The organism is Rhodococcus sp. Leaf278 (assembly GCF_001426085.1).
Taxonomy (GTDB): Bacteria; Actinomycetota; Actinomycetes; order Mycobacteriales; family Mycobacteriaceae; genus Rhodococcoides.
This window is the reverse complement of sequence record NZ_LMRR01000005.1, coordinates 1-13,523: the sequence shown is the minus strand read 5'-3', so window position 1 is coordinate 13,523 and position 13,523 is coordinate 1. Positions and strand designations below refer to the sequence as shown.

13 protein-coding genes are annotated in these 13,523 nt (G+C 63.9%); 2 read left to right on the top strand and 11 right to left on the bottom strand.

Annotation, left to right across the window (positions count from 1 at the left end; all coding sequences use genetic code 11):
• Positions 1 to 137 precede the first annotated feature (137 nt).
• Together ASG84_RS06895 and ASG84_RS06890 are read left to right on the top strand one after the other, a co-directional pair.
• Positions 138 to 1,379: an ATP-grasp domain-containing protein gene (locus ASG84_RS06895; protein ID WP_057476272.1), complete on the top strand. Its 1,242-nt coding sequence runs from the start codon at positions 138 to 140 to the stop codon at positions 1,377 to 1,379.
• Between the two features lie 41 nt (positions 1,380 to 1,420).
• Positions 1,421 to 3,424: a hypothetical protein gene (locus tag ASG84_RS06890; protein WP_057476271.1), complete on the top strand. Its 2,004-nt coding sequence runs from the start codon at positions 1,421 to 1,423 to the stop codon at positions 3,422 to 3,424.
• Between the two features lie 121 nt (positions 3,425 to 3,545).
• Here ASG84_RS06890 and ASG84_RS06885 read toward each other — a convergent pair whose 3' ends face one another.
• The 11 genes from ASG84_RS06885 to ASG84_RS06835 all read right to left on the bottom strand — a co-directional run bounded on the left by ASG84_RS06885 (position 3,546) and on the right by ASG84_RS06835 (position 13,058).
• Positions 3,546 to 3,761, bottom strand: a complete 216-nt coding sequence (locus ASG84_RS06885; protein WP_057476270.1) for a DUF2945 domain-containing protein — start codon at positions 3,759 to 3,761, stop codon at positions 3,546 to 3,548.
• Positions 3,762 to 3,824: 63 nt separating this feature from the next.
• Complete coding sequence (locus tag ASG84_RS06880) at positions 3,825 to 4,787, bottom strand: alpha/beta hydrolase (RefSeq protein ID WP_235581566.1); 963 nt, start codon at positions 4,785 to 4,787, stop codon at positions 3,825 to 3,827.
• A gap of 141 nt (positions 4,788 to 4,928) precedes the next feature.
• A complete protein-coding gene (locus ASG84_RS06875; protein ID WP_057476269.1) occupies positions 4,929 to 6,086 on the bottom strand; it encodes an RNA polymerase sigma factor in 1,158 nt (385 codons plus the stop codon).
• Positions 6,087 to 6,094: 8 nt separating this feature from the next.
• The gene (locus ASG84_RS06870) at positions 6,095 to 6,502 is read right to left on the bottom strand and encodes a YciI family protein (RefSeq protein ID WP_057476392.1); all 408 of its coding nucleotides are present in this window, start codon (positions 6,500 to 6,502) and stop codon (positions 6,095 to 6,097) included.
• Positions 6,503 to 6,597: 95 nt separating this feature from the next.
• Entirely contained in the window at positions 6,598 to 7,620 is a 1,023-nt protein-coding gene (gene fbaA / locus ASG84_RS06865) for a class II fructose-bisphosphate aldolase (protein WP_057476268.1), read from the bottom strand.
• Between the two features lie 8 nt (positions 7,621 to 7,628).
• The gene (locus ASG84_RS06860) at positions 7,629 to 8,651 is read right to left on the bottom strand and encodes a LacI family DNA-binding transcriptional regulator (RefSeq protein ID WP_057476267.1); all 1,023 of its coding nucleotides are present in this window, start codon (positions 8,649 to 8,651) and stop codon (positions 7,629 to 7,631) included.
• A gap of 45 nt (positions 8,652 to 8,696) precedes the next feature.
• Entirely contained in the window at positions 8,697 to 9,347 is a 651-nt protein-coding gene (locus ASG84_RS06855; RefSeq protein WP_057476266.1) for a nucleoside/nucleotide kinase family protein, read from the bottom strand.
• A complete protein-coding gene (locus ASG84_RS06850; protein ID WP_057476265.1) occupies positions 9,344 to 10,276 on the bottom strand; it encodes a PfkB family carbohydrate kinase in 933 nt (310 codons plus the stop codon). Before ASG84_RS06850 ends, ASG84_RS06855 begins: the two co-directional genes overlap by 4 nt.
• Positions 10,257 to 11,039, bottom strand: coding sequence for an ATP-binding cassette domain-containing protein (locus tag ASG84_RS06845; protein WP_057476264.1), 783 nt, complete (start codon positions 11,037 to 11,039; stop codon positions 10,257 to 10,259). The genes ASG84_RS06850 and ASG84_RS06845 overlap by 20 nt, the downstream gene beginning before the upstream one ends.
• Positions 11,036 to 12,025, bottom strand: a complete 990-nt coding sequence (locus ASG84_RS06840) for an ABC transporter permease (RefSeq protein WP_032376276.1) — start codon at positions 12,023 to 12,025, stop codon at positions 11,036 to 11,038. Before ASG84_RS06840 ends, ASG84_RS06845 begins: the two co-directional genes overlap by 4 nt.
• Positions 12,026 to 12,059: 34 nt before the next feature.
• Positions 12,060 to 13,058: a substrate-binding domain-containing protein gene (locus tag ASG84_RS06835; protein ID WP_057476263.1), complete on the bottom strand. Its 999-nt coding sequence runs from the start codon at positions 13,056 to 13,058 to the stop codon at positions 12,060 to 12,062.
• Between the last annotated feature and the right edge of the window lie 465 nt (positions 13,059 to 13,523).

The following is a 13,523-nucleotide window of genomic DNA, read 5'->3' as shown; positions in this document are numbered from 1 at the left end:
CGTGGCCGGTAGTGAACACCTGGGTCCGGCGCGTTCCCGATCGACAGTCGCATACAGGGGTGCCGAGCAACCGATACCGCCTCTGTACGGTGGAGCGAAGGACCTCGACCGATGAATCATCTAGGGGAAGGAACTTCATGGCTCAGCCAGACAGGCTGGAGAAAGACCCGAACAAGGGTTACGTGGCCCTGCTGGGGTGGAGTTTGGCCGCGGTGGAAGCACTGGACAAGTTCGATCGGCGCTACGTCGTCGTTGCCCCGGAGTGGGCCGAGGCGTACTGCACCGAGCACGACATTCCTTACATCCCGTGGAACTTCGAGCGACTCAACGATCGCTCGCTGGAAATCGCCGAAACCCTTCGGGACAAAGGTGTCGATGTCGCGATTCCGTTGTACGAAGAGACGGTGGAGTGGGCCGGCGCCATCAACTCGGTGTTGCTCGGCAACCCACGCCTGTTCGGTCAGGCAATGCTGTTGCGCGACAAGTCCTTGATGAAGCGCCGCGCTCAGCTCGGCGGCATTCGAGTGGGCATCTTCGAAGAAGCCCACGACCGTGAGGACGTCATTCGATTCCTCAAACGTGTCAACCAGACGCTGCTCAAGCTCGACGGCGATCCCAACGACCCGATCCATGTCAAGGCCTTCGACAAGGCCGGTTGCCTCGGCCACCGCGTCATTCGTACCCCTGACGAGGTCGACTCCATTCCCGACGAGGAATTTCCGGCGCTGATGGAATCGCACCTCGACGGCTGGGAGTTCGCTGTCGAAGCATGGATTCACAACGGCAAGATCAAGTTCCTCAACATCTCGGAGTACGTCACCCTCGGATACTCGGTGTTCGTTCCTGCGACGCCCGAGCTGGAGAAGTACCGCGAGCAGATCACGGTGCAGATCGAGAAGCTGATCAAGACCTTCGACATCGAGTTCGGATTCATTCACCCCGAGTACTTCGTCACCAGCGACGGTGAAATGTACTTCGGTGAGGTGGCTTATCGTCCACCGGGTTTCAAGGTGTTCGAGCTCCTCGAACGAGCCTACGGATTCAACGCCTACCAGGGCCTGGCGTTGGCGTTCGACCCGAAGACCACCGAGGAGGAGATCGACGCCTTCTTCCCGAAGGAGGTCGTCGATGCAACCGGTGTCGCCGGATGTTTCGGTGTCTATCCACGACGCCGTGTCGTAAGCCAGCTCCAAATTCCGGAGGAGACGAGCGGGCACGATTACTACGAGACCAACGACCTCTCGGCACCTATCGAGGAAACCGTCACCAAGAGAACGGCATTCGGCACCCACTGGGGCCTGCTGTACTTCTTCGGCGAGGATACCTATGTCATGCGTGACTTGTTGAAACATCAGGAAGAACTGGACTTCTACGTGTGAAGCAACAACTCGGTAACGACCACGAACCCACGACGCAGACTATGGGCGAGCCGGCACGAGCCGATGAGGCACCGGTCGACAAGGCTCTGGCGTCGAGACTGGCCCAACTCGACCACGCCACCGAGGCGTTGGCCGGTGCACCCGAGTTCAGTAAGAACACCAAGGTGCGGCGGGTTCTCGACGCGCTGCATCGAGTTCTGTTGCAGCCCGGCGGGTGTCATGCGATTCGGGAGCGCGCCGCGACGCTGGAAACGGCCGGCTTGTTCGCCGGTACGGATTGGGCTCAGCCCGATATTCTCGTACCGGCGTTCGTGGGCCCGAGCCTGCGCAGTGGCAACGACGACACCTTCGTCCTCGAGGCGACCAGCGAACTCCGGATGGTCGCGATCGTCGCGGGCGAGTACGAGCATGCGGCCGTCTCGGCCGAGGATGCGCGACGATTCCTCTCGCAGGTTCTCGCGGTCAATCTCGACGTTCTGTTCACACCTCCGTCGGAGTCGGAGCGAGTTCGGTTGGGCCGTACCGCCCACCTGATTCGCGATCTTTTCGGGTACGTGGCCGGGCAGATCGGCTACGACAGTGTGCTCGACGAGTTGGTCGAGGAGATCTGGCGAATTCTGCGACAGCGCCCGATCCAGGTGGACACGATCAAGGCGATGGTCACCCGCATCGCAATCTATCGTGACGACCCCACCGTCGACCTCGGCACGTCGGGCCAGGGACTGGATCGGTTGATCACAGCCTTGTTCGGCACCACCGATGCGTGCCGAGAGGATCCGGGCGTCGAGGTGTATCGGTCACGCCTCGAGGCGATGGACGTCGAGGCATTGCAGTTCGAGGCCCGCGGATTCGCGCGAGCGATGCACGACACCGGACTCGTCTCGCCGTACCACGCGACGTTGACGCAGTACCTCGTCGATCACTACTCGTACGTTCTCCCCGAAGCACTCGGTCTGTCCGATACCGGTCGCACGTGTCTGACGCGCTACCCGGAACTGGTTCATCGTCTCATCGAGGAGACGGTGTTCCCCGAAACCGCGCAGTGCCTCTACGGATTGGCGCTGCTGCTCGATCGCGGAATTCTGCATCAGCCGCCGATCGTGCCGTCGTTGTGGCGGCAGATGTCGCTGAAACTCGCACCGGCAGTGCAGGACAAGCTGAACACCACGTTCGGTCCGGTACCGGCACCGCAGTCGCGCTTGCTGGGTGGATTGTTGTCGATGCTCGGGCAACCGCTCGGAGTCGGTCAGGGCGACAACCCGACATGCCAGTCGGCGCGAGCGCTGTCGATGTGGGCGTACAACGATCCCGACTACCTGCTGCAGATGGTGGTGTGGGCGGCGCGTGACGAAGAGATCGTCATGCACTTCGAGGGGCAGTCGATCTCCTCGACCGACAGTGTCAGCGGCGTCGCCACGTCCGATCCGGTGGACCTCGACCCCGTGTCTCTGCTGCTGGTTCCGCATCTCGATCGCATCTACGCCGAGATGGTCAGGCGCTGCGCCGATCGTCCCGGCGATCCGCACCGTTGGGTCAACCCGGAGTTCCACGGGTGGTGGTCGGCGCGCGAGTTCCACATCGACGTCGACGTGGCCACCGGAAATATCATCGACCTGGACGCATTTCTACGGCAGTTCTACGCCGCGTACCACCCGGAGTACAACGGGCATCAGCCGTTGATCCATCCGCAGCCTGCCGGTGTGGCCGTAACCGACAGTGCTGCACGGTATGTGGGCTGGCACGCCATTACAATTCTGCGCGTGACCACCGACCCCGACGGCGTCATGCGGGTCTATTTCTTCAATCCGAACAACGACAGCGGGCAGGACTGGGGCGACGGCGTCGTCGTGGGAACGGCGGGCAACGGCGAACGCGCAGGCGAGGGTTCGCTGCCGTTCGACCAGTTCGCTTCACGCTTGTACATCTTCCACACCGATCCGCTGGAGAACGGGGAGCCGGAGAGAATCCCCGCCGAGGACATCGATCGGATACGCGGCTACATCGAACGAAGTTGGGGCGCAGAACGATCGGTGCCTCAGGCCTGAGCGGGGCCGTGGTGCGTCATCGAGATCCGCAAACGCGCGCGCGCTTGCCAGACGCGCGCGAAACAGGCCGCGAATCCGCGCGCACTCGACGAATGCGCGCGCGTTTGCGCCTCGTGGTCGCTCAGTCCTTCTTGTCGAGCGACTCCGGCTTGTGTACTGCATCCTTGCCGGACTTGTCGCTCTCGACCCGGTACTGAGGTTCGTCCTTCGAGGCCTTCACGGTTCTGCCTGCGGCTTCGGTCTCGGAGGTGATCTTCTCCACCACCGTTCCCTCGGTCTTGGTCCCGTGGGTCTGCCATTCGACCTTGTCACCCTTGTGCAAGTCGTCTTTCGCCATGTCGGTGTGGTCCCTTCGTCGGTGCTTGTCCATCGACGCGTACCCGCGAGAGTCCGGTACCAATCACCTTGTTCCCAGAGCCGGTGCCAGCGTGGTGAACCAGGCCTCGCGAAGCTGATCCTCGAACAGCGGCCACGTGTGTGCGCCCTCCTCACGCATGGAGATCGTGGCCGGCACATCGGCCCTGCGCAACGCGTCGACGAAGATCGACGTGCAGTAGTTCACCATCGCCTCGACCGCCATCCCGCCGAACGGTGGAATCGCACCCTCGGGGATCCGGTCCACCGGTCCGGGAAGTCCGCGGGACGAGCTGACGTACACCGCTGTTCCGCGCAGTCGTTCGACGTTGAGGGACGGATCATGATCGCGCCAGCCCTGACTTCCCGGCAACCCCCACATGTTGAACGGGTTGTTGAGGCCGCCGGCGATCATCGTCGAGATACCTGCGGTAGCAAGTGGATTCGATGGTGCCGGGCATCCACTGAACGACGCGGCGGCGTCGAACACATCCGGGGCCTGGATCGCCAGATCCAGTGCAGGCCCACCGCTCATCGACAGTCCTGCCACCCCGCGCCGACCGTTGGATCCGTACGCGGCGTCGACGGCGGCAGGAAGCTCGCGAGTCAGGTAGGTCTGCCACATGTTCCTGCCCAGTACCGGATCGGTTGTCTGCCAATCGGTATAGAAGCTGAAGCGGCCGCCGATCGGCGCTACGACCGTGACGTTCTTGTCGAGAAAGAACTGCTCGACGCCGGAGTTGTTGAGCCACCCCACGCCGTCCTCGTTGCCGAGCGCACCGTTGAGCAGGATCAGGCTCGGGGCAGGTCCGCCCCCCGGCGAATGCAGAACCTCGTTGGAGATGACGCGATTCATGGACGGGGAGAACACGTTCAGCACTGCACGGGTGGCCGACACCTGATGGATCCCGACGGCTCCCGCCGCCGCGTCGGCCGATCCCGAGTTTCCCGGCAGGGCCTGGGCCGTTGGTCCGGACAGCAGCATCGCTCCCAGCACGGCAGCCGTCACGACCGCCCCGGATCGAGTTCGCCTCTTTCTCTTCAGTCCCACTGGCAACATCAGCACCATACGAGGGTCGCACGGATTCCGCTTTCTACCGCTAACGATCAGATTACGAAACCGATCGGTTCGTACGCTTGGTCGGGACCGTCACGGATTCCGAGCACGGATCCGAGCCGCCTGCAGCGTCAGATGGTGCCGCTCGGGAAGCGAGGAAGCCGACTGTGCCGCTCGGGCGTACAGCTCTGCGGCCTGCGTGAGGTCACCCGCCTTCTCGTGCAGATGCGCGGCCGCCGCAGTGTGCCTCGGGACCGTGGAATCGACCTCGGCCAAGGCCGCGAGCCCCGCGGCGGGGCCGTCGGCCTCCCCGACGGCCACCGCGCGATTGAGCTGCACGACGGGGCTCCCGGTGAGGGCGAGCAACTCGTCGTACCACTCGACTATCTGCACCCAGTCCGTCTCCTCGACTCGCATCGCGTCGGCGTGCAGGGCAGCGATCGCCGCCTGAGCCTGAAACTCTCCCAACCGATCGCGGGCCAGCGCCGCCTGAAGAATCTGCACGCCCTCCGCGATCAGGGCTGTGTCCCAACGGGATCGGTCCTGTTCGGCCAGAGGCACGAGCTGTCCGTCGGATCCGGTTCTTGCCGAACGGCGCGCGTGGTGCAGCACCATGAGCGCCACCAGACCCGCCGTCTCCTCGTCGTCGGACAGCGTCGACAGCTGCCGAGCCAACCGGATCGCCTCCGCGGCGAGGTCGACATCTCCGGTGTACCCCTCGTTGAACACGAGATACAGCACCCGCCGTACCGTGATCGGATCGCCCGGCGCATCGAAGCGCACATCACGCACCGCACGTTTTGCTCGGCTGATGCGCTGTGCCATGGTCTTTTCGGGCACCAAATACGCCTGCGCGATCTGCCGAGTGGTCAATCCGCCGACGGCACGCAGGGTCAGTGCCACCGCTGCCGTCGGCGTCAGCGTCGGATGTGCACACAGGAAGAACAACTGCAGCGTGTCGTCGACGCCACCCACGAACTCCGGTTCCGGCTGCGCCGCCAGTCGATCCTCACGATCCCGACGCGCCTTCTCCGAGCGCTGTGCATCGAGAAATTTTCGCCAGGCCACGGTGACGAGCCACCCCTTCGGGTCGGCCGGCGCGTCAGCTGACCCGGTCGAGAGAGCCCACGTCGAGGTTGCCTGCACCAGGGCCTCCTGGACGGCGTCCTCGGCCGACGCGAAGTCCGCTCCGCGATGGACGAGGACGCCGATCACTGCGGGCGTCAGTGCCCGCAGCACTCCGGGATCCATGATGAACGTCAGTCGGCGATCGTGGGAGGAGCCTCCATGAACGGACGCAGCTCGAGCCACTCGTCGATCGGCTTCCCACCGGCGCCGGGCGCTGCCGACAACTGCCCGGCCAGCTCGAGTGCACGATCGTACGAGTCGACGTCGATCACCATCCACCCTGCGATGAGGTCCTTCGTCTCCGCGAACGGACCGTCGGTGACCGGAGGCTTTCCCTCCCCGTCCGAGCGCACCCACGTTCCCTCAGGGGCCAGAGCCTGCGCATCGACGAATTCGCCGGTCTTCTCCAACTCGGCGGCGAAGTCCTGCATGAACTGGATGTGGTCGCGCACCTCGGCCGGAGTCCACCGATCCATCGGGATCCAGTCGGCAGGCTCGGGGGCTCCGCGGTAGTGCTTGAGCATGAGGTACTTGGCCATGATGTCTCCTAGCGTCGGATGCAGCCATTCTTTCTGCATTCGACCCTGGGACGTAACCGGTCCGCAGAATTCGACATGTTCGCGAGAAAAAATTCTCAGCGCATCGTGCGGCCTGCCGAACCGAGCATCTGCGTCGCCTCGACCACTCTCGCCGCCATCGCCGTCTCGGCCGGTTTGCCCCACGATCGGGGGTCGTAGGCCTTCTTGTTGCCGTATTCGCCGTCGACCTTGAGGACCTGGTCGTACTTGCTCAACATGTGCCCCGCGATGGATCGGGTGAAGGCGTATTGGGTGTCGGTGTCGATGTTCATCTTGATCACTCCGCTTGCCACTGCGGAGGCGATATCTTCTGCGCTGGAGCCCGATCCACCGTGGAACACCAGATCGAACGGGTTCTCCTTACCGGTCTCGGCTCCGACGACGGACTGGATCTCGGCAAGAATCTCGGGCCGTAGGTGCACCGATTCCGGGTTGTAGACCCCGTGCACATTACCGAAGGTCAGGGCAGTCATGTAGCGACCTCGCTCCCCCGCGCCGAGCGCGGCGATCGTGGCCCGGGCATCGTCGACGGTCGAGTACAACTGTTCGTTGATCTCGTGTGAGACTCCGTCCTCCTCGCCGCCGATCACGCCCACCTCGATTTCGAGGATCGTGTTGGCCTGCACCGACAGATCGAGCAATTCCCGAGCGACACGCAGATTCTCGTCGAGCGGCACCGCCGAACCGTCCCACATGTGCGATTGGTACAGCGGGTCGAGTCCACGTCCACGGCGGTCGATCGCGTCTGCCAGCAGCGGCCGCACCCAGTCGTCCAGATTCTCGGCGGGGCAGTGATCGGTGTGCAGCGCCACCGAAATCGAATAGTGTTGTGCCACTTCGTGGGCGTACTGGGCGAGCGCCTTGGAACCGGCGAAGCGATTCTGTACGGCGTTGCCGGAGAGATACAGCGCGGTGCCGACGGAGACCTGGATGATGCCGTCGCTCTCGGCCTCGGCGAACCCCTGCAGCGCTGCGTTGAGCGTCTGCGAGCCGGTGACATTGATCGACGGGTATGCGAACCCGCCTTCCTTCGCACGGTCGAGCATGGCCGTGTACTGGTCCGGACTGGCAATGGGCATGAGCTGTCCTATCTTTCGGATGGGGCTGGTGTCGAACTGCAGCCACAGGAATTTCGGTGAGCGAAGGTGGTCGGTACACGGATGGATCGGGGCGCGTCGTCGCGACCCTCGATACGTCCGAGAAGTAGATCGGCCGCGGTTCTGCCGATCGTCTGCACATCCTGTGCCGCAGCCGTCAGGCGAGGCTCGAACAGATCCGACCACTCGAAATCGTCGTAACAGACGAACGCCAAGTCGGCCGGTATCGACATACCCAGTCCACGAACTGCTTTCAACGATCCGATGGTCATCGAGTTGTTCATCGACACCAGTGCCGATGGATGGTAAGGACTCGACATCAGCTCTCGCACAGCAGACTCGGCCACCTCCACGTTCGACCGACCGTCGAGAACCAAGGCAGGATCGAGTTCGATCCCTCGATCGGCGAGCGCGCGAGCATAACCATCGAATCGTTCTGTGGTCGAGGAGATTCCCTCGATTCCGCGGACGATGGCGATGCGCCGATGGCCCGCATCGAGAAGGTGGGCAGTGAGTTCGTAGGCCGATGCGTCGTTCTCCGGACCCACCTGATCGCAGGGAAGATCGAGCATGCGGTCGATCAGGACCAGCGGGGTGCCACTGCGCACAATCTCCGGAATGGCCGAAGACTCCGATCCGGCCGACGGCGCGAGAAGCATCCCGTCGACCTGACGGTCCAACAGTGAATCGGTCACTCTCCGCTCGGACACCGGCTCGTCGTGCGAATCACCGAGAATCAACACGTATCCGGCCTCCGACAGTCGTCGCTCGACAGCGTGCACCAGGCTGCCGAAATACGGGTTGGTCAACGCCGCTATCGAGAGACCTACCGTGTTGGTCCGTCCCGCGGCGAGCGAGCGGGCAACAACGTTGCGTCGGTACCCGATCTCGACAATTGCCGCGTCGACGCGCTGGCGGGTGGTCGGGTTGACGTTTCGGGTGCCGTTGAGGACGTGCGAGACCGTCGACACCGATACTCCGGCGATGCGGGCGACATCGTCCATCGTGGGCATGTCAGTCGGCCCGGTACTGGCGTGACTCGTGGCTCTGCCGAATCGTCACGTCAGGCGCAGGATTCGGTCGGCGCGGCCTGCGGTCGATCCGATCAGTTCGGCGTTGCGCTCGTCCGAGCCCAGTGCCCAGAACTCCGCGTCCTCGTGCGACTTGCCGTAAGCCTCGTGCCGGGCAACCAGGCGCTCGTGCCGAACCCGTGTGTGCGGAGCGAGAAACCAGACCTCGTCGATCATCGACCGTGCAGCAGGCCACGCGTCGGACTCCATCAGCAGATAGTTGCCCTCGGTGACCACCAACGGAACAGTCGACGGAACCGGGATCGCCGAACCGATGGACTCCTCGATCTCGCGCCTGAACCTCGGTGCGTAGACGATGGGATCACCGGGTTTCTGGTCGTGAATCGCCGCGATCAGTCGCGCGTATCCACCGTCGTCGAACGTATCGTGGGCACCCTTACGATCGAGCCGGCCCAGGTCGATCAACACCTCGTTGGCCAGGTGGAATCCGTCCATCGGAACCAGTACCGCCAGCTCCGGACCGAGCGCATCGACGAGTTGCTGTGCCACCGTGGACTTTCCCGCTCCGGGCGCGCCGGTCAGGCCGAGTATGCGCCGTTCTCCGGCGACGGCGAGTTGCCCGGCCAGCTCCACGAGCTCGCCGAGGGTCGCTCTCTGTACATCCTGATCAGTGCTCACCGTTGTCGCTTCCGAGTCCGTGGGTAGTGAAGTGTGTCAGCGGAAAGTTCGTCGAGCCACGCCCTGGGTCCGATCATCGAGCAGCGTAGTGCCGCAACGCGAGCCGAACTGTCGATGCGTTCGGCCAGGGAGCACGACTGCGTCGAGTAGTAGGCATACGCACCGTGAAACGCATCTCCGGCACCCACTGTATCGACCGCTGTCACCGGCTCCACATCGACCGAACCCGACGAACCGTCGGACCACCATTCGACGGGCTCACTGCCGTGAGTGGTGACGACCGTACGCACGCCCGCTCCGACGAGTTCCGCTGCCGTGGCGGCCGTGTCGGAGGTGCCGGGGGTGCGAAAGTCCGCCGAGCACACCATGTCTGTGACATGTGGAATCAGCTCGCTCATCACCGGCTTCCACCGACCGGCGTCGACGACCAAGGTGGTAACCCGCGCCGCCGCATGTTCGGCGGCGGCGCGGGCGATCAGGGGGTGATGTCCGTCGACGAGAACGACATCGGCACCGGCCACTACTGTCTCGAGGTCCTGCGGCGGTGGAACTTCGGAATGCACGGCGTCCGCCGAGACGACCGACCGATCGCCGGTCGATTCGATCACCGTCACTGCCGAGACCGGCACCGACCTACTGGTACCGAGGGCCGCGTCGAGCACTCGGACGCCGTACGCAGCCAGATCGGCTTTGATCAGCTCGGCCACCGGCTCGTCGCCGAGTGCGGTGACGAGCACCGCCGAGCCGCCGAGCGCGGCGAAGGTGACGGCCGCGTTGGCGGCCGGACCTCCCGCCGCGACGAACTGCGCACTCGACGTGATCTTTTCGTTCGGGGCCGGGGCGGACGACACTCGATGGATGATGTCGAGTGTCGTCAGTCCGACGAAGACTCCTACCGGAGCATCGTTTTCAGACTCCGGCGCGTTCATCGTCGGTCGGCTCCTCAGCACCGGTCATCAGTGCAACGACCTCGGACATGGTGCGGTTCTTCGGATCGACGACGCCCGCGCGCTTGCCGAGGCGGTGGATGTGAATCCGATCGGCCACCTCGAACACGTGCGGCATGTCGTGGCTGATGAGCACCACGGGTATGCCGCGGTCGCGAATGGTTCGGATCAGGTCGATCACCATGCCCGATTCGCGAACGCCGAGTGCGGCCGTCGGCTCGTCCATGATGATCACTCCGCGTCCGAATGCTGCTGCCCGCGCAACGGCCACGCCCTGACGCTGACCGCCGGAGAGCGTCTCGACAGCCTGGTTGACCGACTTGATACCGATCTTCAGGTCCTGCAGGTGCTTCGACGACTCCTCACGCATCCTCGGCATGTCCAGACGCCGAAAAATGCTGCCGCTGATGCCCTTACGCTTGATCTCGCGGCCCAGATAGACGTTCGACGCGATATCGAGTGCCGGGATGACAGCCAGGTCCTGGTAGACCGTCTCGATGCCGGCCGCGCGTGCGTCGCGCGTGTTCTTGAACGACACCGGCGAGCCGTTCATCAGAATCTCGCCTGAATCCGGAATGACCGCTCCGGCCAAAGCCTTGATGAGACTGGACTTTCCGGCACCGTTGTCGCCGATCACCGCCAGCACCTCACCGGCACGCAGCTCGAAATCCGCACCGTTGATTGCCGTCACGCTGCCGTAGGTCTTGACCAGACCACGCGCTTCCAGAGCGAGGTTGGCACTCACTGTGACCTCCTACGTGCGAATTGATCGACGGCCACCGCGACGATGACAAGAATGCCGGTCGCGACGTTCTGGTACAGGCTGTCGACGCCGGCCTGGGTGAGCCCGTTGCGCAGCACACCGACGATCAGGGTTCCGATGAGGGTCCCGATCACGGTGCCTCGACCACCGAACAGACTGGTTCCACCGATCACGACCGCGGTGATCGTTTCGAGGTTCGCGTTCTGGTACGCGTTCGGGTCGGCGTTGGGGATCCGTCCGAGCGCTGCCCATGCCGCGATCGCTGCGATGACACCAGTAACGATGTACACCGAGAACAGCACCCGACCGGACTTGATGCCGGAGCGGTCCGAGGCCTGCGGACTGCCGCCGACCGCGTAAATATGCCTGCCCCATGATGTTTGGGACAGGGCATACCACATCACGGCGTACACCAGCAGCATCACCACCACGCCGTAGGTGGTGGAGAAGCTACCGATCTTGAACGAGGTGCCGAGCAGTGTCAGCGGTCCGCTCGGAACCTGATAGGTCTCGGATCCGGCCAGCAGCCTGGTGGCCGCTTGGATCGCCGTGAACGTGCCGAGCGTGACGATGAACGGCGGCAGCCTCAGCATCGTCACCAATCCGCCGTTGATGGCGCCGAACGCAACGCACACGGCGAGCGTCGAACCCAACGCCACGACCGGGCCGTTCGCCCCGGCCGACTGTGCCATCACGATGGTGCCCATCACCGCGACCGCGCCGATGGACAGATCGATACCCGACGTGAGAATGATCAGAGTCTGGCCGACGGCGAGAATGCCGACGACCACCGACTGCTGCAGAATCAGAGAAACGTTCTGCGGGTTGAGGAACGAGCTCGAAATCGAGCTGAACACGATGATGGCAATGACGAGCGCGGCCAGTGGCCCGAGCAGCGGTTCACGCAGGATGGTCCCCACGTTGAACCGGCTCGGTGCCTTGGGAGGCGCAGCGGTATCGGTACTCACGAATCAAATCCCTGGGTTCGCCGGTAGTTCGCGATCAGCCCCAGCAATTCGCTTCGCCCCACGCGGTGTCCTGGGATTCGATGCCGTCAACCGGCTTGTCGGTGACGAGCTGCGAGCCGGTGTCGTTGAATCCGCTGGGCTTGGTGCCGTCCTGCGCGAACTTCACGACCGCGTCGACGCCCTGCTCGGCCATCTTCGCCGGGAACTGCAGCACCGTTGCGCCGATGATTCCGGACTTGACGTTCGCGATGCCGGTGCAGCTGCCGTCGATGGAGCCGATGGTGATCTGATCGGCGCGGCCTGCGGACTGAATCGCCTGGTAGGCACCCGCCGCGGCGGGCTCGTTGATCGTGTAGAGCGCGTTGACGCCCGGAGCGCGCTGCAGCAGGTTCTCCATGGCCGTCTGCGCCTTGGTCTGGTCACCGTTGGTGTTCTCCTGGCCGACGATCTCCGACGAGCTGTCGGTCAGACCCATTCCTTCGAGGAAGCCGTCGTGACGGAATGTGTCCACGGTGCCGCCTGCGGTGCCGTCGAGCATGATGACCTGGGGCGCGGTGGTGCCCAGCGTGCCCTTGACCCACTCACCCTGGCTGACGCCTGCCGCCTTGTTGTCGGTCGCGAACGTGGCATCCACCGCGTCCTCGGGGTCGGTGGCGGTGTCGAGGGCGATGACGACAACGCCGGCGTCACGTGCCTTCTTGATCGCGTCCAGGACTCCGGTCGAGGAGTTCGGGGTGATCAGAATTCCCTTCACGCCCTGTCCCACCAGGTTCTCGATGGCTGCGACCTGTCCTTCGTTGTCACCGTCGAACGCGCCGGCCAGAGCCACCAGCTCGGCGCCGCTGGAATCCGCCTTCGCCTGTGCGGCCTCGCGCAGCTTCACGAAGTACGGGTTGGAATCCGTCTTGGTGATGAGCCCGACCTTGACGCTGTCCGAGTCCGAGCTGCTGCACGCGGTCAGGCCCAAGACCAGCGAACCGGCCATGAGCGCGGTGCCGATCGTCAGCGCAGACTTCCGACGGTGATTGAACATGTGGACTCCCTTGTCCCCTAGCCACGCGGTCGCGTCGCTCGATTGCAGGAGCTTAAAGCGCATACAAGCGCTTGCGCATGCGCTTTCGCGAAAATAATTTCGAATTCTTTTCCGACCGACCGGCTGACCGGTTCGTGACGGGGGTCACGTGGGGTCGGGCGGCTCATTTCTCGCCGCCCAGACCTCGCCTACCAACTCCCCGCCCCGACTCCCCGCCTCGGTCCTCGCAAACGCGCGCGCGTTTGCCATCCGCGCGCGAATTCGTGCCCGATCGCCTCGCTATTCGGTAGTTGTCAACCTGTCTGAGACAGGTGGATGTTGATTCCGGTCGGTGTTGGTAACGATGGTGCGGTGGGTTGGGCCCGGAATCGTTCGGGGTGGGCCCTCCAGTACGTGTCGAGATGGTGTTGGCGGCTAGCTTGGCGTGCGGCGGCCGCGCCGTAATGAACATCGTGTGGGGTGTGG

Excerpts from the sequence above, each read along its gene's own strand:
- ASG84_RS06835 (WP_057476263.1), bottom strand. The coding sequence starts at position 13,058 with ATGTTCAATCACCGTCGGAAGTCTGCGCTGACGATCGGCACCGCGCTC.
- ASG84_RS06890 (WP_057476271.1), top strand. The coding sequence starts at position 1,421 with ATGGGCGAGCCGGCACGAGCCGATGAGGCACCGGTCGACAAGGCTCTG.
- ASG84_RS06860 (WP_057476267.1), bottom strand. The coding sequence starts at position 8,651 with ATGCCCACGATGGACGATGTCGCCCGCATCGCCGGAGTATCGGTGTCG.
- ASG84_RS06895 (WP_057476272.1), top strand. The coding sequence starts at position 138 with ATGGCTCAGCCAGACAGGCTGGAGAAAGACCCGAACAAGGGTTACGTG.
- ASG84_RS06875 (WP_057476269.1), bottom strand. The coding sequence starts at position 6,086 with ATGGATCCCGGAGTGCTGCGGGCACTGACGCCCGCAGTGATCGGCGTC.
- fbaA (WP_057476268.1), bottom strand. The coding sequence starts at position 7,620 with ATGCCCATTGCCAGTCCGGACCAGTACACGGCCATGCTCGACCGTGCG.
- ASG84_RS06870 (WP_057476392.1), bottom strand. The coding sequence starts at position 6,502 with ATGGCCAAGTACCTCATGCTCAAGCACTACCGCGGAGCCCCCGAGCCT.
- ASG84_RS06885 (WP_057476270.1), bottom strand. The coding sequence starts at position 3,761 with ATGGCGAAAGACGACTTGCACAAGGGTGACAAGGTCGAATGGCAGACC.
- ASG84_RS06850 (WP_057476265.1), bottom strand. The coding sequence starts at position 10,276 with ATGAACGCGCCGGAGTCTGAAAACGATGCTCCGGTAGGAGTCTTCGTC.